Consider the following 24371-nt stretch of genomic DNA (forward strand, 5'->3'; position numbering starts at 1 on the left):
TATCCGGTCCGTATCTTCTCCGTAGTTTCTCCGTACCTTCTTCATAGTTATAGGTACGGACCGGATACGGACCTGGCACGGACCGGGTGCGGGGTAGATAACCTTCGGTAGGCTTCCATTTTTAAGCACTTTCTTAATATTCCTGAAAATATATAACCAAAATAGAAATTATTTCTAACTTTGCTAACACTTAATAACCCCCAAATCATTTTAGCTAATGAAGAAACTTATTCCTATCGTATCCCTGTTTCTTTTTGTTTCGTTGTATTCGGTAGCTTCGGAAATCGGAGACAGGACTATTCCTGCGGATGTAGCACAGTTGTCCGACAGCTTGAAGCGTCAGTATGCTTCTGATAAGCGGGTGGCACTCTTTGATGTAGATTATTCCTTTTCCGGTAAAAATGTGATGTTACGTGGTGTGACTACTTCGGCCGAGGCGAAAGCTGCATTACTGAACGGGTTGTCGAAAGCTGACTATCAAGTAATGGACTGCTTACAGGTGTTGCCGGATGAGGCTGCACTGGAAGGAAAAACTTATGGTATCATAAAAGTATCGGTGTCCAATCTTAGGGTTGATCCTGACTTTTCATCCGAAATGATGACCCAGGGATTGATGGGAATGCCTGTCCGCATATTACAGCGCGACGGTTGGTATCGCATTCAGACACCGGATAATTATATCGCTTGGGTACATCGTGTAGGTATTCATCCGGTAACGAAAGAAGAACTTCATGCTTGGAACGCAGTAGAGAAGATTGTGGTGACTTCTCATTACGGGTTTGTGTATTCTGAACCCAATCAGGCTTCGCAGACTGTTTCGGATGTAGTTGCAGGCAATCGCTTGAAGTGGGAGGGAACGAAAGGTGCATTCTATAAGGTTGCATATCCTGACGGGCGGACCGGCTATATTTCCAAATCTATCTCCATGCCGGAAAAGAAATGGCGTGCCGCTTTGAAACAGGATGCTGCCAGCATTATTTGCACGGCACATACGCTGATGGGAGTTCCTTATCTTTGGGCAGGCACTTCTTCCAAAGGGATAGATTGCAGTGGTTTTATGCGTACCATTCTTTTCATTCATGATATCATCATTCCTCGAGATGCTTCACAGCAAGCGTATGTAGGCGAGCATATTGATATCGCTCCTGATTTCAGCAACCTGCAACCGGGCGACTTGATCTTCTTCGGACGTAAAGCTACAGCAGATCGTAAAGAACGTGTGGTGCATGTAGGAATGTATATTGGTAACAAACGTTTCATTCACTCGCAAGGTGATGTACATGTCAGCAGTTTTGATTCTGCCGATGAACTTTTTGATGAATATAACCTTGGACGTCTTCTGTTTGCTACGCGCGTGTTACCTTATATAAATAAGGAAGCATCCTTGAATACTACGGAAACGAATCCTTACTATAAATAATAAAGTTACGAACCACAAGCTACAAGCTACAAGTAGCAATGCTTTCATTCTGCAAAGCTCTTGTAGCCTGTAGCTCCGTAGCTCGTAGCTTCTAACTTAAAAACAAATATTATGCAAAACAGAAGAGATTTCCTGAAAACAGCTGCTTTTGCCGCATTGGGTTCCGGTGTGGTTATCAATGATGTGTTTGGAGGAGAAAGTGCTCTAAAACTGTTCAATATCAATAAAAGTGGTGTGAATGCCAGGATGAAATTGCGCTTCTTTCAATATGAGTTGAAGTTACGTCATGTTTTTACAGTGGCTACTTACTCACGCACTACCACTCCTGATGTGCAAGTAGAGATAGAGTACGATGGTGTTATCGGTTATGGTGAAGCTTCCATGCCGCCTTATTTACAGAAAGAACTGGGTACGATGGAAAGTGTACTGGCTTTTCTGAAAAAAGTTCAGGATATCATTGGACAGTTTCCCGATCCTTTCCAATTGGAAGATATTCTCGCTTATGTAGATAAGCTTTCACCGGGAGATGCCGCCGCTAAAGCTGCTGTAGATATTGCTTTGCACGATCTTGTGGGCAAATTGCTGAGAGCTCCGTGGTATAAGATATGGGGATTGGATAAGGAAAAAGCTCCTTCGACCACTTTTACCATTGGTATCGATACGCCGGATGTGGTACGGGAAAAAACAAGAGAATGTGCTGAGCAATTCAATATTCTCAAAGTAAAGCTGGGGCGTGAAAATGATAAAGAAATGATCGAAACAATCCGTTCGGTGACCGACCTGCCTATTGCCGTTGATGCCAATCAAGGTTGGACGGATAAGCATTATGCCATTGATATGATACAATGGTTGAAAGAAAAAGGGATTGTCATGATTGAGCAGCCGATGCCTAAAAACCAGTTGGATGATATTGCCTGGGTGACACAACAGAGTCCGTTGCCTATCTTTGCTGATGAATCTTTGCAGCGTTTGAGTGATGTGGCCGGTCTGAAAGATGCATTTCATGGCATCAATATCAAGTTGATGAAATGTACCGGTATGCGTGAAGGCTGGAAGATGGTAACATTAGCACGTGCTTTGGGTATGAAAGTGATGGTGGGCTGTATGACGGAAACATCCTGTGCTTGCTCTGCTGCTGCCCAGTTTTCTCCTGCGGTTGACTTTGCTGATCTGGATGGCAATCTGCTTATTGCCAACGACCGTTTCAAGGGAATGGAGGTCGTAAAGGGTAAGATCACGTTACCTGATTTGCCAGGCATCGGAGTAGTGAAACTGTAAGGATCCTGAATCGTAATTCTATTTCCGTTCTCAATTATCATCTATAAATTAGCTTATTATGAAAAAAGTATTGTATGCTGCTGCCTTGCTTTTCCTTGTGACTGCCTGTACTCCAAAACCGGAAAGCAAGCCCTATACCTGGGAAGATGATCTGCACCAACGCCTCCTCACTGATTTCTCTCGTACGGAAGATGAAGTGAAAGAGTATATTCGTAAGTATATCCCTGATGTTTCCGATGAGCAAATGTGCCAATGGGAAGCCTCCAAAGCATTGGAGTGTATGACTCTGGATGGTGAGAAGCGTTATTTCCGTAATGCCGCGCCTAATTTATTCCGTGTAGACTCTGTCTGCTATCAGATAAAGGCTGCCAAAGATGGCGTCTCCTTCAGTGGCAGTGAAAAAGTAAATATGGAGAACCTGCCCGAAATCATTGCAAGTGTGAAAAAGAGTGGTAATCCTATCACTGCTCCCAAACGAATGCGAGTCACCTATACGCTCACGGTAGACAGTAATGCTGTTCCTGCCGGAGAGCTCATCCGTTGCTGGCTTCCTTACCCACGTACCGATCAGTTACGTCAGCAAGATGTAAAATTCATCTCTGCCAGCGAATCCAAGTATACTTTGTCCCCACAGGATTGCCTTCATAGCACTCTCTACATGGAAAAAACTGCAGTGCAAGATCAACCACCGTATTCTCTGAAAGTTTTGAGTATACAGCTAATGCTGAATGGCATAATCTGAAACCGAAAGATATTCAGCCCTATGATACAACTTCTTCTATATATAAGGAATATACTGCTGAACGTGAGAAGCATGTCATTTTCTCACCACGTATGCGCGAACTTGCTGCCAAATTGACAGCAGGGGAAACTAATCCTTTGTTGAAAGCTAAACGTATCTTCAGTTGGGTGAATGATAACTTCCCTTGGGCTTCTGCCCGAGAATATTCTACTATAGAAAATATTCCCGAATACGTATTAGATAACCATAAAGGTGATTGTGGTCAGGTTAGTTTGCTGTTTATTACGCTTTGTCGTATCAGTGGTATTCCTGCCCATTTCCAGAGTGGTTTTATGATGCATCCTAAAGCATGGAACCTGCACGACTGGGCGGAAATCTATTTTGAAGGCATTGGCTGGGTTCCTGTAGACCAATCATTTGGCATCCCTACTTTTGCCCGTAATGCGGATGAAGAATATTTTTTTCTGGGTGGCATTGACTCCTGGCGTATGATAGTGAACAGCGATTACGGTATGCCACTGGTACCCGAGAAAAAATATCCTCGTAGTGAAACGGTGGATTTTCAGCGTGGCGAGGTGGAATGGGAGGGAGGCAATCTTTATTTTCCGAAGTGGGATTATCACATGGATATAGAATACCTTGATAATTAAGTAAATATCACCTCCTGAAAACAGATGATGCGTTGAGGGCAAACAGATGATGCGTTGAGGGCAAACAGATGATGCATTTGGGGCAAACAGATGATGCGTTTGCCCCTAATGCATCATCTGTTTTTATTGAATAGACGATCTGTTTCTTATTAACACCTATCTGCCTTATTTTCACGTCAGTAAACGTGCATAAATGTAAAATTGTCAGGCTCTGCCGTTAACCGCTGTTAAGTCCTAAAAGTTCACTGTTAAAAGAGAACAAAAAAGAGTGACAAGCGGAATAAGTGAACGATTTTTGTCGTTATTTTAACGTCGAAATGTTAAACGAAACTTGAATATTAACAATTAAAAGAATAGAAAATTAGTATGAAACAGACAACAAAAAACATTCTCGGGGTTGCGGCTATCGTACTTCTCAGTTCAGGAGTAGCAGGTTTAACCACCTATAAGATGCTGCAAAAAAATATGCCTGCTGATAGTACCAGTGCATTCAATGAAATGTTCCAGCAAAATCCGAACGTACGTTTGGCCTCTTATAATGCCGTTGATGCTCAACCTGTAGATTTGACGCAAGCAGCAGAAAATTCAGTTCATGCTGTGGTGCATATTCGTTCTACTCAGGCTTCCAAAGTTCAGGAAGTAGAAGTTAGAGATCCGTTCTCTGATTTCTTCGGTGAATTTTTCGGTGGTCGGGGCGGTACGCAAAGACGTCAGGTACAGACCCCTGAACGTACAGGTTTTGGTTCCGGTGTTATCATCTCTAAAGATGGATATATCGTAACGAACAATCACGTAATTGCAGGTGCAGATGAAATCAGTGTGACGTTGAATGACAACCGTCAGTTTAAAGGACGTATTATTGGTACGGATGAAGAGACAGACTTGGCTCTAATCAAGATAGAAGGTGATGATTTTCCGACTATTCCGGTAGGTGATTCCGATGCACTGAAAGTTGGTGAATGGGTGCTTGCTGTAGGTAACCCATTTAATCTGACTTCTACGGTGACTGCGGGTATTGTCAGTGCTAAAGCACGCTCTTTAGGTATGGGCCAGCAAACTGGTAAGCAGAGTATCGAGTCGTATATTCAGACTGATGCTGCAATTAATCAAGGTAATAGTGGTGGTGCATTGGTAAATGCTCAAGGTGAATTGATTGGTATCAACGCTGCTCTTTTCTCTCCGACTGGATCAAATACAGGTTATGGTTTTGCCATTCCTACCAGTATTATGAAGAAAGTAGTTGCTGATTTGAAGCAGTTTGGTACGGTACAACGTGTGAAATTGGGTGTGAGTGTAACAGCGCTTACTGAAGAGCCGGGCGACACACAGGTTGCTGATAAAGCTGGTAAGAAGTTGAGTGATATAAAGAAAGAAGCCAGAGAAAAATATGGTGTTATTGATGGTCTTTGGGTACGTGAAATCGTAGAGGGAAGTTCAGCTTCAGGTTCTGATATTAAAGTTGATGATGTAATCATTGGCATGGATGGTAAGGCTATTCATAAATTTGCCGACTTGCAGGAAATTTTGGCAAAACATCGTCCAGGAGATAAGGTGCAAGTGAAAGTGATGCGTGATAAGAAAGAAAAGAATATAGAAGTTACGCTGAAGAATGAACAAGGTACTACGAAGATTGTGAAGAATGCCGATATGGATATTCTTGGTGCCGCATTCCGCCCTGTACCCGATGAATTGAAGAAACAATTGAATCTGGGTTATGGTCTTGAAGTAACCGGTGTTAGCAATGGTAAGATGGCAGAAGGTGGCGTCCGTAAAGGTTTCATTATCCTAAAGGTGAATAATATACCGATGAAGACCGTGGAAGACTTGGAGAAAGTGATGAAAGAAGCAGCTAAGACTCAGGAACAGGTTCTGTTCATTACAGGTATGTTCCCCTCTGGAAAACGTGGCAGTTATGCAGTAAGTGTCGCTCAGGATTAATAGCTGGCATTGCTAAATTGTAGATTGTACATGTGAATAGGTAAGAAGATTGTAATATTAGCTAACAAAGAAGAAAAAGGGTGTCGGCAATTAACTTGTCGGCATTCTTTTTGTTTATATTGTATAGTGAATAAGATAAAAAAGTTAGGGCAAGTTTGCTTGTAACAAAATAATTTGTCGTAACTTTGCAACCCAAATCTGTTTTAGAAGAATGAGACAACTTAAGATTACAAAAAGTATCACTAACAGAGAGAGCGCTTCTCTTGACAAGTATTTGCAGGAAATCGGTCGCGAAGACCTCATAACTGTCGAAGAGGAGGTAGAGCTCGCTCAACGCATCCGCAAGGGTGACCGTATCGCACTGGAGAAGTTGACACGTGCCAATCTGCGTTTCGTTGTATCTGTGGCCAAGCAGTACCAGAACCAAGGTTTGAGTTTGCCCGACTTGATTAACGAGGGTAATTTAGGACTGATCAAGGCCGCCGAAAAGTTCGATGAAACACGTGGTTTCAAATTCATCAGTTATGCAGTATGGTGGATACGTCAGTCCATTTTGCAGGCTTTGGCAGAGCAGTCGCGTATCGTACGTCTTCCGTTGAATCAGGTAGGCTCGCTGAATAAAATCAGCAAAGCATTCTCCAAGTTCGAACAGGAAAATGAACGTCGCCCGTCTCCCGAAGAGTTGGCAGATGAACTGGAAATCCCTGTTGATAAAATCTCCGATACGCTGAAGGTATCCGGACGCCACATTTCGGTGGACGCACCTTTTGTAGAAGGAGAAGACAACAGCTTGCTGGATGTGTTGGTAAACGACGACTCTCCTATGGCGGATCGCTCTTTGGTGAACGAGTCTCTTGCGAGGGAAATTGATAGAGCACTTTCTACGTTAACCGATAGGGAAAAAGAAATCATACAGATGTTTTTCGGTATCGGACAACAGGAAATGACATTAGAAGAAATCGGCGACAAATTCGGTTTGACCCGTGAACGTGTACGCCAGATTAAGGAAAAAGCAATTAGAAGATTAAGACAAAGTAATCGTAGTAAATTGCTCAAGTCTTATTTAGGATAAGTAAGAAATATCAATTTCCGACAAATAGAAGGAATTAAAAACCGGTAGGTCATGATCTGATCACCGGTTTTTTGTTATCCTTATTATAAAAGTGAAGATAAGCTGTATCTCAGCATAAAAAATGAATGAATTCTTTTTATTTTGCTCTCGGTTTGCATTATCTTTGTCGCCAACAATATTAATAAAAAACAGATTATGAAATACGTTCGTATACTTTTGGCTGTAGCTTTAGTTTTTATGGTGTGCTCGGCATTCTCATTCAAGAAGGGTAAAGGAGAAAAAGCTGTGTATGCATTTGGTGTTGCTGCCTCTTTCAACGACACAGTGGTGTATTTTACCGATATTCAAGTGTTGGACAGTGTGAAGTTGGATAAGGCTGGATTCTTGCCCAAACGTGATCTTTATACGTATCGGTTGAAGAATTATCTGGAATATGATTTGAAAGCTCTTGACTATACGTGCATGATCTATTTCTCTGAAAACAAGAAGAAGTTGGAAAAGGAGGCAGCAAAAGTGAAGAGCAAGTATAAGAAGAATAAGACGATAGTATTGGTGCCTATTGCTCCTGAAGCTTTCCAATTCAAGAAGCCGGAAGAGTAATTTGCTTTATTTTCCTTAAGAGGTTAAGGAATTTACTTACATAATAAGACCGTAGTCATGAAAACGAAATTTTACTTCTTTTTATGGGTTTGTCTCTCTGCATTGCTGGTTGCATGTGAACATGAGGAATCGGATACGTCTTTCAAAGGAACTCGTACGATTCTTGCATATATTGCGGCGGATAATACCCTTGCTTCATTTGCTTCTTTGGATTTAGCGGAGATGAAAGCGGGTATGGCGAAAGTTCAAGACTCCAATGTGCATTTTCTGGTTTATATAGATGATGGTAAATCTCCTCGTCTGCTTGAACTGAAGAATGAAAAAGGATCGGTAGTGGAGACGGTGGTGGAAACTTATGAAAGCCGTAACTCTGTAGGTGTATCTGAAACGCAGGAAGTTTTTGTAAAAGTCTTTTCGAATTCCAAATATCAGGCTGACAGTTATGGATTGGTTTATTGGTCACATGGTGATGGGTGGCTGCCTTATCCGTTGCGTGCTGGTACTCGTTGGGTAGGCCAGGATAAAGGTAATGGTGATAATAGAATGAATATCTCTGAATTTGTTGAGATATTAAAGTCTGCTCCTCATTTTGATTTTATATTGTTCGATGCTTGTTTCATGCAGGCAGTGGAGGTTGCCTATGAGTTGCGTGATTATACGGATTATTGTATAGGTTCTCCGACTGAAATTCCAGGTCCTGGTGCTTCGTATGACGCTGTTGTTCCTGCTATGTTTTCTGCTGAGGATGCGGCAGTGAATGTTGCTAAGGCCTATTATGAACCTTATGCGGCTAAATATAATGAAGGTAAAGGCTTATCAAATAGCAATTGGACAGCGGGCGCCTCTGTGTGTGCGCTGAGAACAGATAAATTGGTTGATTTGGCAAGAGTTACAAAACAGGTGTTATCTGGAGTAGTTGATAATGCACACTTGCGCAGTTTGATTTTTAATTATGATAAACGTTCTAGTTTGGATGGGGCTGTAGGTTACTATGATATGGCAAATATGATGAAAAAAATCACTGATGATAGTGCTTATGTAATATGGAGGCAAGCTTTTGATGTAGCTGTAACATATTGGGCGACTACTTCTATGAATTATTCCGCTTTTGCTGATATGTTTTCTATGGAAGGCACTAATGGGGTGTCCTGTTATATCCCTTCAGTATCTAATACCGTTACTGATAAAGCATATCGTTCTACTGAGTGGTATACATCTGCCGGCTTTGCTGCATTAGGCTGGTAACATTCTCTTTTTAAGATATGATAGTGTAGTGTTTGAGTTTGTGAATTAGCCTCAAGCCGAATGTCTGTGTCCCTTCTCATGCACTTAAATTAAGTGCTTATGAACTTTCTTTCTTTGAATTTGTTGCCCGTCTTAATGGATTTAATATGCGCTATGGTGTTGTTATGCTGTGATTTAACATTATTTTCCATCGGAAATTATTTTCTTTAAGAAAATATCCTTTTCTTTGTACTATCAAAATTAAAATAAAGAAGTATGAAGTATATAATTATTGGAGGTGTTGCCGGGGGAGCTACGGCGGCGGCACGTTTAAGAAGAGTTGATGAGAAATCTGATATTCTTTTATTTGAGAAAGGGAAATACATTTCGTATGCAAATTGCGGTTTGCCTTATTATATAGGTGGTGTCATTGCAGAGCGTGAGAAATTGTTGGTGCAAACGCCGGCTTCTTTCGGTCAACGCTTTCGTATAGATGTACGTGTGGAGAATGAAGTTATTGCTATTCATCCTAAAGATAAAACGATTACTGTTCGCACTGCAGACGGTCGCGAATATGAAGAAACCTATGATAAACTTTTGTTGTCTCCGGGTGCCACACCTGTTCGACCACCACTGGAAGGTATTGATTCTGAAGGAATTTTCACTCTCCGTAATGTTGAAGATACCGATCATATAAAGTCTTATCTTACGGAAAATTCCGTAAAACGTGCGGTTGTAGTAGGTGCGGGCTTTATTGGACTGGAGATGGCGGAGAATTTGCATCATGCCGGAGTTGCCGTATCTGTTGTGGAAATGGGTAATCAAGTGATGGCGCCTATTGATTTTTCGATGGCTGCACCTATTCATCAGCATTTGATACAGAAAGGTGTTTCACTCTATCTGGAAGAAGGAGTCACCCATTTTCAGCGTACGAAGCAAGGCATTACCGTCTTTTTGAAAAGTGGAAAAACGATTCCGGCAGATATGGTATTGCTTTCTATCGGAGTACGCCCGGCAACGGCTTTGGCTAAACAAGCCGGGCTGAAGATAGGTGAAGCAGGTGGTATCTGGGTAAATGAATATCTGGAAACTTCTGCAAAAGATATTTATGCTGTAGGGGATGCCATTGAATATCCACATCCATTGACCGGGAAACCATGGCTGAACTATCTGGCAAATCCTGCGAATCGTCAGGGACGTATTGTGGCCGACAATATGGTATTTGGTAATAAGGTTGTTTACGAAGGTGCTATCGGTACTTCCATCGCAAAAGTATTTGATATGACGGTTGCTTCTACGGGACTTGCAGCTAAACGTCTGAAGCAATGGGAAATGGAATACCAAAGTTCTGTTACTCATTCGTCTTCTCATGCAGGGTACTATCCGGATGCATTGCCCTTGACTTTAAAATTAACATTTCATCCTGTTACGGGAAAATTATATGGCGCGCAGGGTATTGGTTATGAGGGCGTGGACAAACGCATTGACCAGATTGCCGGCTTGATCAAACGTGGTGGAACGGTATATGACTTGATGGAAACGGAACATACTTATGCCCCTCCGTTTTCTTCTGCAAAAGATCCTATTGCTATTGCCGGATATGTTGCTTCTAATATTATCAGTGGTGCAATGCCTGTCGTAACTTGGCGAGAACAGGTACAGCATAAGAATGAAGTAATGTTAATAGATACCCGTACGGCTGAAGAATTTTCTTTTGGATCTATTCCGGGAGCAATTAATATTCCGTTGGATGATTTAAGAGAGCGTATGTTTGAAGTTCCTACTGACAAGCCGGTTGTATTGTTTTGTGCTGTGGGTTTGCGTGGATATCTGGCACAACGTATTCTGATGGGAAATGGATATAAGAATGTGCGTAATCTTTCGGGAGGGTATAAACTGTATTCTGCTGCGGTTGCTCCGGTACCGGTACCTTCTATAGCGAATGCTTCAGTTGATGCTCGCGTAACTTTTGGCTCTACTGAAACCTCGGGAACTGTTGTGCAATCTGATTCTATATTATCAGCTGGAGGTTCATCTAAAGAACCATTGAAAATCAATGCCTGTGGTTTACAATGTCCGGGACCTATCATGCAAGTGAAGAAGGCAATGGATACTCTTGAACCGGGAGAACAGGTGGAGATTGTGGCAACTGATGCCGGATTTGCACGTGATGCTTCTGCCTGGTGTGATACGACGGGTAATCGTTTGGTGGGAAGCCATGAGGATAAAGGACGCTATACGGTAGTGATAGAAAAAGGTAATTCGGATATGGTCTGTCCTTCTTCCACCGGAACTGTAGCAACGGGTAGGGGAAAAACATTGATTCTTTTTAGTGATGATTTGGATAAAGCTTTAGCTACTTTTGTATTGGCAAACGGGGCTGCGGCAACCGGGCAAAAAGTTACGGTATTCTTCACTTTCTGGGGATTAAATGTTTTGAAAAAAATGCAAAAACCGAAAGTAAAGAAAGATGTTTTCGGCAGGATGTTCGGTATGATGCTTCCTTCCAGTTCTTTGAAACTGAAATTGTCTCAGATGAATATGTTTGGTATGGGAAGTCGCATGATGCGCTTTTTAATGAAGCGTAAAGGGGTAGATTCTTTGGAATCACTTCGTTCGCAGGCGCTTGCCCAAGGAGTAGAATTTATAGCTTGTCAGATGTCTATGGACATGATGGGAATCTGTCGTGAAGAGTTGTTAGATGAGGTAACTATCGGTGGTGTTGCAACTTATATGGAGCGCGCAGATAAAGCCAATGTCAACCTTTTTATATAGTTATTTGTTATTTAACAAATAAAGAAGAAAAATATATGGAAGACTTATGTAAAATACGTGATGTTTACCGGGCGATAGCTGAGTTTGAAACCCAATTTATGCAGCAATACAATCTTTCGCTGAATGAAGGAATGTTGCTCTGTACACTTCTGAATACTCCCCGGCTTACTTCCGGGGAAATAGCAGAAGCCTTGGGATTAACTTGTTCTAATACTTCCAAGTTGATACGTTCTGTCGAAGAAAAGAAGTTAATAGCCCGTATTATTGGTAAAGTGGATAAGCGCCAAATGCATTTTTCATTGACTACAGAAGGAAAAGAACAAATCACCGCGATCAAAAGTACTACTCATGAGATGCCTGAACTCTTACAGCAAATAGTGGGTTTGCTGGAAAAATAGAAGATGGGGATATTTTTATCCCCATCTTCAAAATTATTAAAATTTTTCGTGGATTTTGCTTAAGATTGCTTTAATTTGCAGCTAATATATTAAGTATTATAGCAATTGGATATGCAAAAATTATTATCCTTGCCGCCTAATCTTGTGTCGGCATTCTATGAATTGGAAAATGTAGACCGTACGGAATGGTTTTGCACATCTGATCCTGTAGGGATGAAACTGGGATCGGGTGGAGGAACCACTTGGCTTCTGCGGGAATGGTATAGAAACCAACAAACAGAACACTCAACAGAGAAACGTATTCTGCTGCATGCCGGTGGACAAAGTCGCCGCCTCCCTGGATACGCTCCCTCCGGGAAAATATTAACTCCAATACCTGTATTTCGCTGGGCACGTGGACAGAAGTTGGGACAGAATTTATTGTCTTTGCAAGTTCCACTTTATGAGAAAATCATGGAACGGGCACCGGAAAAACTGCGTACTTTGATTGCGAGTGGAGATGTGTATATTCGTGTTGAGAAACCTTTGCAGGACATACCGGATGCGGATGTGGTATGTTACGGACTTTGGGTAGATCCGGTATTAGCGATACATCATGGAGTGTTTGTTTCTGACCGGAAACAACCGGAAGCATTGGATTTTATGTTGCAGAAACCGTCATTGCAGGAGTTGGAGAATCTTTCCAAGACTCATCTCTTCCTGATGGATATAGGAATCTGGTTACTGAGTGATCGGGCTGTAGAGCTATTGATGAAGCGTTCGCAGAAAGATGGTCCGGATTCTGATGTAAAGTACTATGACTTGTATTCAGATTTCGGCTTATCCCTTGGTAATCATCCACGCATTATTGATGATGAGTTGAATAGGCTGTCTGTAGCTATATTGCCATTACCCGGTGGAGAATTCTACCACTACGGTACGAGTCGTGAACTACTTTCCTCAACTGTTACTTTGCAAAATAGAGTGTACGATCAGCGTCAGATCATGCACCGGAAAGTAAAGCCCAATCCTGCAATATTTGTACAGAATGCAGAAGTAGGTATCTCTCTTTCTTCCAATAATGATAACCTTTGGATTGAAAATAGCTTTGTCGGTACATCATGGAAGATAGGTTCCCGGCAAATCATTACGGGAGTACCGGAAAATGACTGGACGTTAGAATTACCGGATGGAGTTTGTATAGATATTGTGCCTCTTGCAAAGAAGCATTGGGTAGTTCGTCCGTATGGTTTCGATGATGTATCTAAAGGAGATATCCGGGATGAAAAGACTTTGTATCTGGGGATTTCCTTCCCTAATTGGTTAGCGGAGCGTGGACTGACTCCAGATGATGTAACTGGAAGAAAAGATGACTTACAGGCTGCCGGAATCTTCCCTGTGGTAGAAAGTGTTGAGCAGATGGGCAAAGTACTTCGCTGGATGACTTCGGAGCCGGAATTGACAGAAGGTAAGGAAATCTGGCTGAACAGTCAACGTCTTTCTGCCGATGAAATCTCAGCGAAAGCTGATTTACGTCAATTATATGCCCAGCGCGAGAGTTTCCGGAAAGGTAATTGGGAGTTGCTGGCACGCAATTATGAAAAGAGTGTCTTCTATCAGTTGGATTTGGCTGATGTTGCCGAGGATTTCCATTGTTTGAAGATAGATAAACCGGATGTGTTACCGGCTGATGCACCTCAGATGCAGCGTATTCATAATCGGATGCTTCGGGCTCAGATAGATAAACTGAACGGAAAAGACTTTCAGAATGATGAAAAAGAGGCTTTTGGATTACTGCGCGAAGGATTACTTTCTGATTTGTATGAAAAGAAAAGCAGCCCATATCTGAATGTATACAGCGATCAGATTGTTTGGGGGCGCAGTCCCGTACGTATTGATGTTGCAGGTGGTTGGACGGATACTCCGCCATATTCTCTTTTTGCCGGTGGAAATGTAGTGAATCTGGCGATTGAACTGAATGGACAACCTCCTTTGCAGGTTTATGTGAAACCTTGCAAAGAATATCGCGTTGTGTTGCGTTCTATTGATATGGGAGCAATGGAAGTAGTGAATACATTCGAGGAATTGCAGGATTACTGTAAGATAGGTTCTCCTTTCTCTATTCCGAAAGCAGCGTTGACATTGGCTGGTTTTGGTCCGGCGTTTTCAGAAGTGGTTTATCCTTCGTTGGAGAAACAGTTGCAGGCATTCGGCACAGGTATAGAGATTACTTTATTGTCTGCTATTCCTGCAGGCTCGGGCTTGGGAACCAGTTCTATATTAGCTTCTACGGTTTTAGGTTCTTTGAGCGATTTCTGTGGCTTGATGTGGGATAAGAATGAAATATGCCGTCGTACACTTGCTCTGGAACAGTTACTGACAACGGGTGGTGGTTGGCAAGATCAGTATGGCGGAGTGCTACAAGGCATCAAACTGTTGCAAACAGAAACCGGGTTTGTACAGAATCCGTTAATACACTGGTTGCCTGAACATCTTTTTACGCATCCTGAATATCGTGACTGCCATCTATTATATTATACGGGAATTACACGTACTGCTAAAGGTATCCTGGCAGAGATTGTGCGCTCCATGTTCCTAAATTCATCTGCGCATTTGGCTATATTGGAAAATATGAAAGCGCATGCATTGGATATGGCAGAAACCATTCAAAGGAACGACTTTGAAACCTATGGCGCATTGATTGGTAAAACGTGGGTGCAGAACAAAGCTCTGGATTGTGGTACTAATCCTTCGGCGGTAGAAGAAATTATCAATAAGATTAAGGACTACACACTGGGATATAAACTGCCGGGTGCAGGTGGGGGAGGTTACTTGTATATGGTGGCGAAAGATCCACAGGCTGCATTGCGCATCCGGGAGATACTGACGCAGGATGTACCGAACCCTCGCGCGCGATTTGTAGAAATGGCGTTGTCGGGAACAGGATTTCAGGTGTCAAGGTCGTAATTGAAGAATGAAGAATTTTATTCGTGATGATAGGGGCCACCTGCAAGTATATTCATGGCACGATACAGTTGTTCCACGAAAATAAGCCTCACCATCTGATGTGAAAAGGTCATTTTAGAAAGGGACATTTTCTCATGTGCTGCCTGATATACTTTGGGTGAGAAACCATACGGTCCGCCGATAACAAATACAAGCCGTTTATTTACGGTGTTCATCTTGCGCTTCATATAGTCTGCGAACTCTATGGAGCGCATTTCTTTTCCCCCTTTGTCCAGCAATACAATCACGTCGCCCGGCTGGAATGCCTTGCATATCAATTCCCCTTCTTTTTCTTTCTGCACTTCCATAGAAAGACTTTTTGTATTCTTCAATTCCGGGATAACTTCCATTTCGAAGGATAAGTAGCGTTTGGTACGCTGTACATAGTCATTAATGGCAGTTATAAAGTGCTGTTCTACAGTTCTTCCTACGACGAGTAATGTTGTTTTCATGCTGTTTACATTCTGATTTGTGCACAAAATTAGCGCTTTTTTATTGTATTTTACAATAAATGCTTACCTTTGCGTATCATTAATACTTGTGATTATGAAAAAACGAGTAGTTTTATTGTTGACCTGCCTCTTCTTATGGGTGTCCTCGATCTTTGCTCAGGACGTACCTGTGGGGGTGGTTGTGGCCTTCAAGAAGGGAAACTCTCAGGAACTAAACAGGTATCTGGGTGATAAGGTGGATCTGATTATCCATAATCGCACGACCAATGCTGACAAGCAAACGGCAGAAGGAACTATGGCTAATTTTTTTGCCGAGAACAAAGTCAGTAGCTTCAATGTGAATCACGAAGGAAAGCGGGATGAATCAAGTTTCATCATCGGCACTTTGGGAACCGCAAATGGAAACTTTCGAGTGAATTGTTTCTTCAGAAAAGTACAGAACAAATATGTTATACATCAAATAAGAATAGATAAAACGAATGAATAAGGAAGAAGAACTGATTGACAGGCTGATAGATCTCGCCTTTGCAGAAGATATAGGTGACGGAGATCATACCACCCTTTCGTGTATTCCCGCTACGGCGATGGGTAAATCCAAACTTTTGATTAAAGAGCCGGGGATTCTGGCTGGTATCGAAGTTGCCAAAGAAGTGTTCCGTCGTTTCGACCCTACTATGAAGGTAGAAGTCTTCATCAATGATGGAGCTGAGGTGAAGCCGGGTGATATAGCAATGGTAGTGGAAGGCAAGGTGCAGTCTCTGTTGCAGACAGAACGTCTGATGCTGAACATTATGCAACGCATGAGTGGCATTGCTACCATGACGCATAAATATGCCGAGAAACTGAAAGGTACGAATACGCGTGTGCTCGATACCCGTAAGACTACTCCCGGTATGCGTATTCTTGAGAAGATGGCTGTAAAGATTGGCGGTGGTGTAAATCATCGTATCGGACTGTTCGACATGATTTTGCTGAAAGACAATCATGTGGATTTTGCCGGAGGCATTGATAAGGCTATTAATCGCGCCAAGGAATATTGCAAGGAAAAAGGTAAAGACCTCAAGATAGAGATTGAAGTACGTAACTTCGACGAGTTGCAGCAAGTACTCGATCTCGGCGGTGTAGACCGAATCATGTTCGACAACTTCACACCCGAAATGACAAAGAAGGCTGTGGATATGGTAGCAGGCCGTTATGAAACCGAATCTTCAGGCGGAATAACGTTTGATACACTGCGCGACTATGCCGAATGTGGCGTGGACTTTATCTCTGTAGGTGCTCTGACCCATTCTGTAAAAGGATTGGATATGAGTTTTAAAGCATGTTGACAAGGGCGGAAGGCCGTATTAGGGAATAAAAAGGGAAGCCTCTCATAAGTTTGCCATCATATTGCAATCTTTATGAGAGGCTTTCCTGTTAATAATCAGTATATTACGGAATACTGAGAAACAGGCGGTCTGTTAGGGGTGAACGCATGGTTTGTTGAGGTCAAACAGATGATGCGTTTCAAGTGAATAGATGATGCATTCGGAAGATATGGAAAAGATAGATTGGAAAAGAGTAAAAACGATAGTCAAAGGATGGAAGCTGGGAGACTACGTACGACAAATATCCATTGTCGTGATTGGTGTGCTGATTACCTTCATGGGCAGTGATTTGGTAACCCGAAATTCGGAGAAGAAGGATATCCGGGCCACCATGTTGCTGATTAAGGAAGAACTGAAAAGTAACCGGGAGAAATATGAAGATATCGTGGCTGAGTTTCAGGAAGACGAACGTCTTTCTGCCTTATTGGCAGAGCACGACTTGAAGATTCGTATCATACCTGAAGATTCGTTGAGGCAATTTGCCCTTCTAATGGGGCATATACGTAGTTTTACTTATACCCAGAATGCACTGGATATACTTAAAAGTTCCATGTTGATGCAGAAAATTTCGGATAAAGAATTGCTGTTGCAGTTGACTGAGATTTATGAAGTATTGGATGGGTTTAAGGCGACTATGAACGGCTATTATGATATGAAAGACCAGGTTATGACACCTTTCAATCTTACACTGACCGATGAACAGATGCATTGTTTGTATGAGGGGGGATATGAGGCATGGGACATCTACCTTTCGAATATATCGGTGCGAAACTTTGTTAGGGTTGCTCATAGATATTTTACTCCCGACTATATAGAGCGTGTAGGGAAAAGAATTGATAGGGCAATACAGGCTATTGAAGAAAAATATCATTTAGAATAATCAGAGTTATGGGACAGAACGGTTGGGATAAGATAAAGAACGTGCTCAAAAGCTGGGAACTGGGAGACTATTTCCGTCAGTTCAGCATTGTGGCGGCAGGTATCATTGTTACTTTCTGGGGAAGTGACAAGATAGCGGAGCACAGTAGGCAGAAAGAAGTGCGGGCGACGATGCAACTGGTAGCGGAAGAACTGGAGTACAATAAGGAGGAATTGCGTAAAATAAAGCGGTTGCTGGATATTGATGTACACATGAGCACTGTGTTGTCGAACCACAATATGGATGTATCTAAGATACCCGGAGATACTTTATGGAAGTATGGCAAGCTTTTTAATAATTTTGATGAGTTCTCTTATAGAACCGATGCATTGGACGTGTTGAAAGGTTCCTCATTAATGCAGTATATCCCTGAGAAACGTATGTTGCAGGATGTGATGCAGGCCTATTTTGAGTTGGGAAGGAAAAAGAAAGATGTGGGTGATTATTATAAGATAAAGACCGATGTGCTGATGGGGCTTGCCTTGTCTGCGGGAAGAAAGAATATCTTGAGTGATGACCGCACTTTTAAGGATGAAGTCTCCTATCTTTTGGAACATGATAATTTTATTAACTTCGTCGTTATGGTTCCCGGTATCTTAGATTGGAGTGAGTTTGATGCACTGGATGAAATGCTTGACAAGCAGATACAGACTTTGAAAGCAAAGTATAAATAATCTCCATTCTTTAACTTCTTTTTAGATATAACATTGCAGCATTCTACGGAAAGCTGCGTCTAACTAACAAACGACGCGAAGAGGCGTCCGTAAAAATAGCACTGACATTGGAAAATGAAATAGAACTGATAGAGGGCTGCCGGGCAGGAAAGGATTCCGCACGTAAGGAATTGTATACCCTTTATTCCAAGCAGATGCTTGCGGTATGCTACCGCTATACGGGCGATGAAGATGCCGCGCATGACGTACTGCACGATGGGTTTATCAAAATCTTCACCCATTTCACTTTCCGGGGCGAATGTGCACTGGCAACGTGGGTGACAAGAGTAATGGTGACACAGGCAATAGATTATCTGCGAAAGCAGAAACGCATCACCCAGCTGGTGGTGAACGAGGAACAATTGCCCGACATACCCGACGAGGCAAGTATAGCCGACAGTGGTAGCCGCCTCTCTGAACAGCAGTTGATGGCATTTGTGGCAGAATTACCCGATGGATGCCGAACCGTTTTCAACTTGTACGTGTTTGAAGAGAAATCGCACAAGGAGATAGCGGAAATGCTTGGGATTAAAGTACATTCATCCACCTCGCAACTGCATCGCGCCAAAAATTTGTTAGCAAAAAGAATTAAAGAATATACAGAGTATGAAAGGAAATGATGAAATAACCGGTTTGTTCCGCAGTCGCCTCTCTGGTGCAGAGATGACGGTGCGGGATGGCTTTTGGGAGGAGCTGAAAGGCGACCTGCCAAGAGTTGAAGCCGATGCAACCAATACTTTTGCAGCTACTAAACGTTCCGTTCTTACTCCACGCTTCTACCGGGTGGCTGCGGCTGCTTCTGTAGTATTAGTGCTTGGAGCTGCTTCCGCTGCATTCTGGTACTTCTCTCCGAAAGATGAAATTCAGGAAGCATTCACCAAGGTGGCTACGCTGACACCGGAAGGTAACCTGAACGGAGATGTGGTGCAGGAAAAGTTCCCCTCTATTCATGAGACTAAACCTACAGCGCAAAATCCTGGTCATAAGAATCCTGTACCAGTATCATCCGGAGGCATACTTGCTGCGAATGGCGATGATGAAGAGACTGTATCAGTCACTGTCTCCATTACAATTTCCCAACGCGTATATGGCAATCACCACCAAGGTAACGGAATGTATGGCCAAACAGCTTCATCAAGGAATGAAAATAATCATCGTGCCACAGCTACTGATCCTGCAGTTACAAATACAGAGTTTGGTTCAGCTTCCGATAAGGCGCTTCCCATTACCAATGCGGGTGGTTCTGCTAAAAAATGGGCTTTCAAGGCAGGTATAGGTACAGCGTTGCCAAAGGGAGACTTCGGGATGCCGTTCACCGCAGGAGTTTCAGCTGAACGTCGTTTGAATAAACATTTTTCTCTGGAGGCAGGTTTGCAATACAACCGTCTTGACGGAGACCATACGATACACACACTGGCTGTTCCGGTAAAACTGAATGCGGTGCTGGCGAGCAATTCTAAAGTAGACTTTTATGCTACATTGGGTGGTGCTGCCGAGAAATGCATAGCTGGAGCCGGGGACAATGGTTTTGGAGCAGAGCCTATACAACTTTCCATTGCAGCAGGTCTGGGAGTCCGTTATAAGTTGAACGACCGGATTGCTCTGTTTGCAGAGCCTACGGTATCTCATCATTTTGATACGGATTCGCAAACAAAAACGCTGCGAACGGAGCGTCCAACGAACCTTAATCTACTTTGCGGTGTTCGTATGACATATTAACCTTAATACAATGCAACAATGAAAGCAATTTCTAATATACGTGCCGTAATGGCCATTTTGATATTCTTCTTTTCTCTTTCTTTTGTATCATGTACGGAAGAGACATTGGACTACAATAATCCTGACGTGGATTTATTCGTCAAGCAACTAAAAGCTGGAAAATACTCTGTCGAAAGTCCGGAAGGTCTGAACACTATTCCCCGGTTTACTGTTGATGACATAGGGGACTTGTTGAAGTATGCCGAAGATTTAACGGTAATCCCTTCTTTCCCGTTGGCTCCGGTTTCTTATTCCGCAGGTGGCAAGCTTCGTTTAGGTGAGTGTATTTTGTGGACAGTAGAAACAATCCGTCTGGGGCAGAATGCTTCGATGGGGTGCAAAATGGTACATGTGGATGCAGAGAATTACGAAGGCATTTACTTCTTATCGGATGATGAAGTTCTGGATGCTTCCGCCCGTTATCGCCGCTGGTGGGAAAACCGCAAATACCCCCGTACGATGTGGACCATAGATCCTTGTTATGATGAACCGCTTTGTGGAAGCGGATATATGTGGTGGTAAGAAAATAAATAAATGAGAAAATATTGCATTATAATCGGACTGCTTTTAGTAGTAGTCCTTCCCGTTTGCGCCCAGAACTGGACACCTCAGGACTCTCTGCGATTGCGCCGTCTGCTGGATGGAGAAGGAGAGATTAAGCTGAATCCGGAAGTTCTGAAAGAGATGGGAGTACAGACACCTCTGGGCAAACAGCAGATATCGATGGAGAAACAATGGCTGGATTTCAACACAACACTTCCCGAAATACCAAATACACCGAAGAAGAAAGTTGTTCTTACCTTGCGCCCGTATACTGCAACTACGAAGTACAATTGGGACCCGGTGTATCAGAAGAAGATTAAAATAGATAAGGACACGTGGCGTGGGGATCCTTTCTATGAACTTAAAATACTTCGTATTTATTCCGATTGGGCTAAGACTCCTTTAGAAAAAGGTCTCCGGAAAAGTATAGATGAAATAGAAGCAACCGGAATGCGTTACCGGGTGACGGAACGGGCAAACAATATGGCTGTGGGCAGTTGGCAAGGGGCCAGTGGCGGAGGTATAGGCGGGTTAGATTTAATGGCACCTTTTACAAAAGATTTCTGGAACGTTAAGGGACGTAAGCGCCGTGCCCGTACGCTGGAAGTGTTGCGTGCATACGGGGACTCGGTAACGGTGCGGGGTAAAGAACCTGTCAAGACGATTAAGAATTAAGGAAAAGATTTGTGATAGGGATAATTGTCTAATTCTTCATTTGTATAATTTGTGCACCCGGTTCTGTGTATATTGTATATTCGTATTTCCGGGTGCAGTTTTTATGACATATCGCCTTTTCTTCCGAACCTTTCGCCCTTTTTTCTTGTTTCTTCCTTAATAATACCTAAATGTAGGAGACTATGAACAGAATTACTTCCCTTTTCGGAATTCGATATCCAATAATCCAAGGTGGTATGGTTTGGTGCAGTGGCTGGCGCTTAGCGTCGGCAGTAAGTAATGCGGGTGGACTGGGCTTGCTTGGAGCAGGTTCCATGCATCCTGAAACGTTACGTGAGCATATCCGTAAATGCCATGCTGCTACACATAATCCTTTTGGAGTCAATATTCCATTGATGTATCCACAGATTGAAGAAATCATGCAGATAGTGGTAGAGGAAGGAGTCAATATAGTTTTCACTTCCGCCGGAAGCCCTGCCAAATGGACGGGATGGCTGAAAGAGCGGGGAGTGACAGTGGTGCATGTGGTCAGTTCTTCCCGCTTTGCGATGAAGGCCGAAGAGGCGGGTGTGGATGCTGTTGTTGCTGAGGGCTTCGAGGCCGGTGGGCATAACGGAAGGGAAGAGACTACCACTTTGTGCCTGATACCTGCCGTGCGTGCCGCTACTACCTTACCATTGATTGCTGCCGGAGGAATTGCTACGGGTGAGGCTATGCTTGCTGCCCGTGTGCTGGGAGCAGAAGGAGTACAAATAGGTACACGTTTTGCATTGACTCAGGAAAGTTCAGCTCATGAATATTTCAAGGAATATTGTCTGCGTTTGCAGGAGGGGGATACCCGGTTATTGTTGAAGAAGCTTGCTCCGGTACGTTTGGTGCGGAATAATTTCCGTGACGCTGTAGAGGCAGCCGAAGCCGTGGGGGCTACACAAGATGAACTTCGTATTCTTCTGGCTCATGGACGTGCCAAGAAAGGTATTTTCTATGGAGATCTGGAAGAGGGAGAACTGGAGATTGGCCAGGCTTCTGCACTACTTTACGGTAAACAGATAGAGACGGTTGCTGAGGTCATGCAGGAACTGACGGAAGGATATAGAAGAGCGTGGAATGCGCTAAAGGAATAAGAATTTAGCTATATGGGACGAATTTTTTGAATAGAGGGAATGAAATTCGTCCCAAACAAACCGCTTTCTTACCATCCAAAATAAAAAATGGGACTGTACGTCAATCTGTACAGTCCCATTTTCATGTTTTCCGATTGCGACCCTATGATTTAGGTGTACCGGAATTATTTGTTGTACTAGTTGGATTTACGGTAGGATTTGCAGTTGGTGTTGCCGTAGCTGTGCTTGTTGTGCCTGTTGCTGTTGCTGCGTTTGCTGCAACTTTGGGTTGTTCTTCCCAATGGAATGGTTCGAAATTGGTATTCGGATCAACCCAAGTCGGTTTCTTGCAAGCGTAAATGATAAACGGAGCTGCCACTACAATAATGGCACCGATAATCAATACGGAGAACCAAACTGTATTGCTACCCGTTGAAATCTGACTGGGCGGGATAAAGCTCAGGATGAATGCCAACAGAGAACCACAGAAACCAAGTCCGCCGATGAACCACATCAATCCGTTACCACCCTTACCGATACGGAACGGACGGTTCAACTTCTTCATCTTGTAACGCAATACGATAGCTCCTGTAAACATCAACATATACATGATAAGGTAAAGAACTACTGTCAACTGTGACAGAATCTGATAGAAACTCTGTACGGAAGGCATTACTACGAACAAGAGGCTCAATACTGTTACAGCACCACCTTGTACGAACAGGATGTTCTTCTGTACACCCAGTTTGTTTGTCTTCTGGAAGAACGGGGGCATATAACCTGCCTTACCTACGGCAAAAATACCTTTGGACGGACCGGCAACCCAAGTCAATACACCTGCCAGCACACCGAATGCAAGAGCGATAGCAATGATTGGTGATAACCAGGAAGCGTGGATGTAGCGGAAGTAATTGTCGAAACCAACCAGTAAACTTTGTGTCAGGCTGATGTCTTTGGCCGGAATGATAACACCCAGTGCGAAAGTACCCAGTACGAAAATGATAACTGTGATAGCTGCACCGATAAATACTGCTTTCGGATAATTCTTGGAGGGGTTTTCTATATCCTTAACGTGGATACCGCCCATTTCCATACCGGCATAAAAGAGGAAGATACTTGCGGCGAGTACGACGTTGTCGAAGTTCGTCAGATCGGGGAAGAAGCTGCTGTGGAAGTCCAGATTGGAATGTCCGCCTGTAGCCAGATAAATGATGCCCAGGATAATCAGCAAGGCTGCCGGAATAATGGTACCAACCATACCGCCGACTTTGGCTACCTTACCTACCCATCCCATACCTTTCAATGAGATGAAAGTGGCGAGCCAGTAGATGATGAGCACTACGGCGAGTGTGTAGTACTTGTTACTTGCCAACGACATATCGTGCGCGTCGTTCATTCCGATGAAGGCGATGGATACGGCACCGAATGTCAATACGGTAGGGTACCAGATGGTACTTTCAATCCATTGCACCCAGATGGCAAGGAAACCGAGCCGCTTACCATAGGCTTCGCCTACCCAGCGGAACACACCACCTTGTTTGTCCTGGAACATCGCAGCCAATTCCGCAGCGACAAGTGATGTCGGTATAAGGAATACGATAGCTGCAAATAAATAGTAAAAGGCCGAACTCATTCCGTACACGGCCTCGGCAGGTAGTCCACGTAGGGATACTACTGCCGTTACATTCATGATTGCGAGGGTGAACACACCCAGCTTCACTGTTTGTTTAATATTTGCCATAAGTTAAGGTTTTAGGTG

At 43.2% G+C, this 24371-nt stretch carries 20 protein-coding genes and 1 pseudogene; 19 read left to right on the plus strand and 2 right to left on the minus strand.

All coding sequences use genetic code 11. From position 1 onward, the window contains the following. Positions 1-217: 217 nt before the first annotated feature. The 10 genes and pseudogenes from VYM24_RS16440 (at position 218) to VYM24_RS16485 (ending at position 15043) form a co-directional block, all read left to right on the plus strand. Entirely contained in the window at positions 218-1420 is a 1203-nt protein-coding gene (locus VYM24_RS16440) for a C40 family peptidase (RefSeq protein ID WP_330940424.1), read from the plus strand. A 111-nt stretch (positions 1421-1531) separates the two neighbouring features. Next, positions 1532-2698, plus strand: coding sequence for a dipeptide epimerase (locus VYM24_RS16445; protein WP_330940425.1), 1167 nt, complete (start codon positions 1532-1534; stop codon positions 2696-2698). A 58-nt stretch (positions 2699-2756) separates the two neighbouring features. Then, a pseudogene (locus tag VYM24_RS16450) lies at positions 2757-4090 on the plus strand (transglutaminase-like domain-containing protein). Positions 4091-4456: 366 nt separating this feature from the next. Beyond that, the gene (locus tag VYM24_RS16455; RefSeq protein WP_330940426.1) at positions 4457-6028 is read left to right on the plus strand and encodes a trypsin-like peptidase domain-containing protein; all 1572 of its coding nucleotides are present in this window, start codon (positions 4457-4459) and stop codon (positions 6026-6028) included. 211 nt (positions 6029-6239) lie between these two features. Beyond that, positions 6240-7100 carry a sigma-70 family RNA polymerase sigma factor gene (locus VYM24_RS16460; RefSeq protein ID WP_007209697.1) on the plus strand — a complete coding sequence of 287 codons (861 nt, stop codon included), beginning with the start codon at positions 6240-6242 and terminating at the stop codon, positions 7098-7100. 195 nt (positions 7101-7295) lie between these two features. After that, positions 7296-7700 carry a hypothetical protein gene (locus tag VYM24_RS16465; RefSeq protein ID WP_330940427.1) on the plus strand — a complete coding sequence of 135 codons (405 nt, stop codon included), beginning with the start codon at positions 7296-7298 and terminating at the stop codon, positions 7698-7700. Between the two features lie 57 nt (positions 7701-7757). Beyond that, positions 7758-8945, plus strand: coding sequence for a clostripain-related cysteine peptidase (locus VYM24_RS16470; RefSeq protein ID WP_330940428.1), 1188 nt, complete (start codon positions 7758-7760; stop codon positions 8943-8945). A gap of 255 nt (positions 8946-9200) precedes the next feature. Further along, the gene (locus tag VYM24_RS16475) at positions 9201-11699 is read left to right on the plus strand and encodes an FAD-dependent oxidoreductase (RefSeq protein WP_330940429.1); all 2499 of its coding nucleotides are present in this window, start codon (positions 9201-9203) and stop codon (positions 11697-11699) included. A gap of 35 nt (positions 11700-11734) precedes the next feature. Beyond that, complete coding sequence (locus VYM24_RS16480; protein WP_007216350.1) at positions 11735-12097, plus strand: MarR family winged helix-turn-helix transcriptional regulator; 363 nt, start codon at positions 11735-11737, stop codon at positions 12095-12097. Between the two features lie 111 nt (positions 12098-12208). After that, on the plus strand, positions 12209-15043 hold the full coding sequence (locus tag VYM24_RS16485) for a bifunctional fucokinase/fucose-1-phosphate guanylyltransferase (protein ID WP_291548431.1): 2835 nt from the start codon (positions 12209-12211) through the stop codon (positions 15041-15043). 17 nt (positions 15044-15060) lie between these two features. Here VYM24_RS16485 and rlmH read toward each other — a convergent pair whose 3' ends face one another. Continuing rightward, positions 15061-15534 carry a 23S rRNA (pseudouridine(1915)-N(3))-methyltransferase RlmH gene (gene rlmH / locus VYM24_RS16490; RefSeq protein WP_330940430.1) on the minus strand — a complete coding sequence of 158 codons (474 nt, stop codon included), beginning with the start codon at positions 15532-15534 and terminating at the stop codon, positions 15061-15063. A gap of 94 nt (positions 15535-15628) precedes the next feature. On the opposite strand from rlmH, the gene VYM24_RS16495 reads away from it, so the two are divergent. The 9 genes from VYM24_RS16495 to VYM24_RS16535 all read left to right on the plus strand — a co-directional run bounded on the left by VYM24_RS16495 (position 15629) and on the right by VYM24_RS16535 (position 22633). After that, entirely contained in the window at positions 15629-16021 is a 393-nt protein-coding gene (locus tag VYM24_RS16495) for a DUF4783 domain-containing protein (RefSeq protein WP_007209689.1), read from the plus strand. Next, the gene (nadC, locus tag VYM24_RS16500) at positions 16014-16862 is read left to right on the plus strand and encodes a carboxylating nicotinate-nucleotide diphosphorylase (RefSeq protein ID WP_291548433.1); all 849 of its coding nucleotides are present in this window, start codon (positions 16014-16016) and stop codon (positions 16860-16862) included. Before VYM24_RS16495 ends, nadC begins: the two co-directional genes overlap by 8 nt. 208 nt (positions 16863-17070) lie before the next feature. Further along, a complete protein-coding gene (locus VYM24_RS16505) occupies positions 17071-17781 on the plus strand; it encodes a hypothetical protein (RefSeq protein ID WP_118295838.1) in 711 nt (236 codons plus the stop codon). A gap of 8 nt (positions 17782-17789) precedes the next feature. Further along, positions 17790-18494: a hypothetical protein gene (locus tag VYM24_RS16510; protein ID WP_115502752.1), complete on the plus strand. Its 705-nt coding sequence runs from the start codon at positions 17790-17792 to the stop codon at positions 18492-18494. Positions 18495-18601: 107 nt separating this feature from the next. Next, the gene (locus VYM24_RS16515; RefSeq protein WP_007209685.1) at positions 18602-19153 is read left to right on the plus strand and encodes an RNA polymerase sigma factor; all 552 of its coding nucleotides are present in this window, start codon (positions 18602-18604) and stop codon (positions 19151-19153) included. Further along, the gene (locus tag VYM24_RS16520) at positions 19140-20252 is read left to right on the plus strand and encodes an outer membrane beta-barrel protein (RefSeq protein WP_330940431.1); all 1113 of its coding nucleotides are present in this window, start codon (positions 19140-19142) and stop codon (positions 20250-20252) included. Before VYM24_RS16515 ends, VYM24_RS16520 begins: the two co-directional genes overlap by 14 nt. A gap of 18 nt (positions 20253-20270) precedes the next feature. Beyond that, complete coding sequence (locus tag VYM24_RS16525) at positions 20271-20813, plus strand: DUF4943 family protein (RefSeq protein ID WP_007209683.1); 543 nt, start codon at positions 20271-20273, stop codon at positions 20811-20813. A gap of 12 nt (positions 20814-20825) precedes the next feature. Continuing rightward, complete coding sequence (locus tag VYM24_RS16530; RefSeq protein WP_291548438.1) at positions 20826-21509, plus strand: DUF4858 domain-containing protein; 684 nt, start codon at positions 20826-20828, stop codon at positions 21507-21509. Positions 21510-21691: 182 nt separating this feature from the next. Next, complete coding sequence (locus VYM24_RS16535; protein WP_044270189.1) at positions 21692-22633, plus strand: NAD(P)H-dependent flavin oxidoreductase; 942 nt, start codon at positions 21692-21694, stop codon at positions 22631-22633. Positions 22634-22775: 142 nt separating this feature from the next. Here the strand turns inward: VYM24_RS16535 and gadC are convergent, their stop codons facing one another. Beyond that, positions 22776-24353, minus strand: coding sequence for a glutamine/gamma-aminobutyrate antiporter GadC (gadC, locus tag VYM24_RS16540; protein WP_291548440.1), 1578 nt, complete (start codon positions 24351-24353; stop codon positions 22776-22778). Between the last annotated feature and the right edge of the window lie 18 nt (positions 24354-24371).

Source organism: Bacteroides sp. MSB163, from assembly GCF_036416795.1.
Taxonomy (GTDB): Bacteria; Bacteroidota; Bacteroidia; order Bacteroidales; family Bacteroidaceae; genus Bacteroides; species Bacteroides maternus.

Bases quoted from the DNA above. Each gene is read 5' to 3' on its own strand.
- VYM24_RS16495 (WP_007209689.1), top strand. From the start codon at position 15,629: ATGAAAAAACGAGTAGTTTTATTGTTGACCTGCCTCTTCTTATGGGTG.
- VYM24_RS16480 (WP_007216350.1), top strand. From the start codon at position 11,735: ATGGAAGACTTATGTAAAATACGTGATGTTTACCGGGCGATAGCTGAG.
- nadC (WP_291548433.1), top strand. From the start codon at position 16,014: ATGAATAAGGAAGAAGAACTGATTGACAGGCTGATAGATCTCGCCTTT.
- VYM24_RS16530 (WP_291548438.1), top strand. From the start codon at position 20,826: ATGAGAAAATATTGCATTATAATCGGACTGCTTTTAGTAGTAGTCCTT.
- VYM24_RS16440 (WP_330940424.1), top strand. From the start codon at position 218: ATGAAGAAACTTATTCCTATCGTATCCCTGTTTCTTTTTGTTTCGTTG.
- VYM24_RS16470 (WP_330940428.1), top strand. From the start codon at position 7,758: ATGAAAACGAAATTTTACTTCTTTTTATGGGTTTGTCTCTCTGCATTG.
- VYM24_RS16505 (WP_118295838.1), top strand. From the start codon at position 17,071: ATGGAAAAGATAGATTGGAAAAGAGTAAAAACGATAGTCAAAGGATGG.
- VYM24_RS16445 (WP_330940425.1), top strand. From the start codon at position 1,532: ATGCAAAACAGAAGAGATTTCCTGAAAACAGCTGCTTTTGCCGCATTG.
- VYM24_RS16520 (WP_330940431.1), top strand. From the start codon at position 19,140: ATGAAAGGAAATGATGAAATAACCGGTTTGTTCCGCAGTCGCCTCTCT.
- VYM24_RS16460 (WP_007209697.1), top strand. From the start codon at position 6,240: ATGAGACAACTTAAGATTACAAAAAGTATCACTAACAGAGAGAGCGCT.
- VYM24_RS16510 (WP_115502752.1), top strand. From the start codon at position 17,790: ATGGGACAGAACGGTTGGGATAAGATAAAGAACGTGCTCAAAAGCTGG.
- gadC (WP_291548440.1), bottom strand. From the start codon at position 24,353: ATGGCAAATATTAAACAAACAGTGAAGCTGGGTGTGTTCACCCTCGCA.
- VYM24_RS16485 (WP_291548431.1), top strand. From the start codon at position 12,209: ATGCAAAAATTATTATCCTTGCCGCCTAATCTTGTGTCGGCATTCTAT.
- VYM24_RS16535 (WP_044270189.1), top strand. From the start codon at position 21,692: ATGAACAGAATTACTTCCCTTTTCGGAATTCGATATCCAATAATCCAA.
- rlmH (WP_330940430.1), bottom strand. From the start codon at position 15,534: ATGAAAACAACATTACTCGTCGTAGGAAGAACTGTAGAACAGCACTTT.
- VYM24_RS16455 (WP_330940426.1), top strand. From the start codon at position 4,457: ATGAAACAGACAACAAAAAACATTCTCGGGGTTGCGGCTATCGTACTT.
- VYM24_RS16475 (WP_330940429.1), top strand. From the start codon at position 9,201: ATGAAGTATATAATTATTGGAGGTGTTGCCGGGGGAGCTACGGCGGCG.
- VYM24_RS16525 (WP_007209683.1), top strand. From the start codon at position 20,271: ATGAAAGCAATTTCTAATATACGTGCCGTAATGGCCATTTTGATATTC.
- VYM24_RS16465 (WP_330940427.1), top strand. From the start codon at position 7,296: ATGAAATACGTTCGTATACTTTTGGCTGTAGCTTTAGTTTTTATGGTG.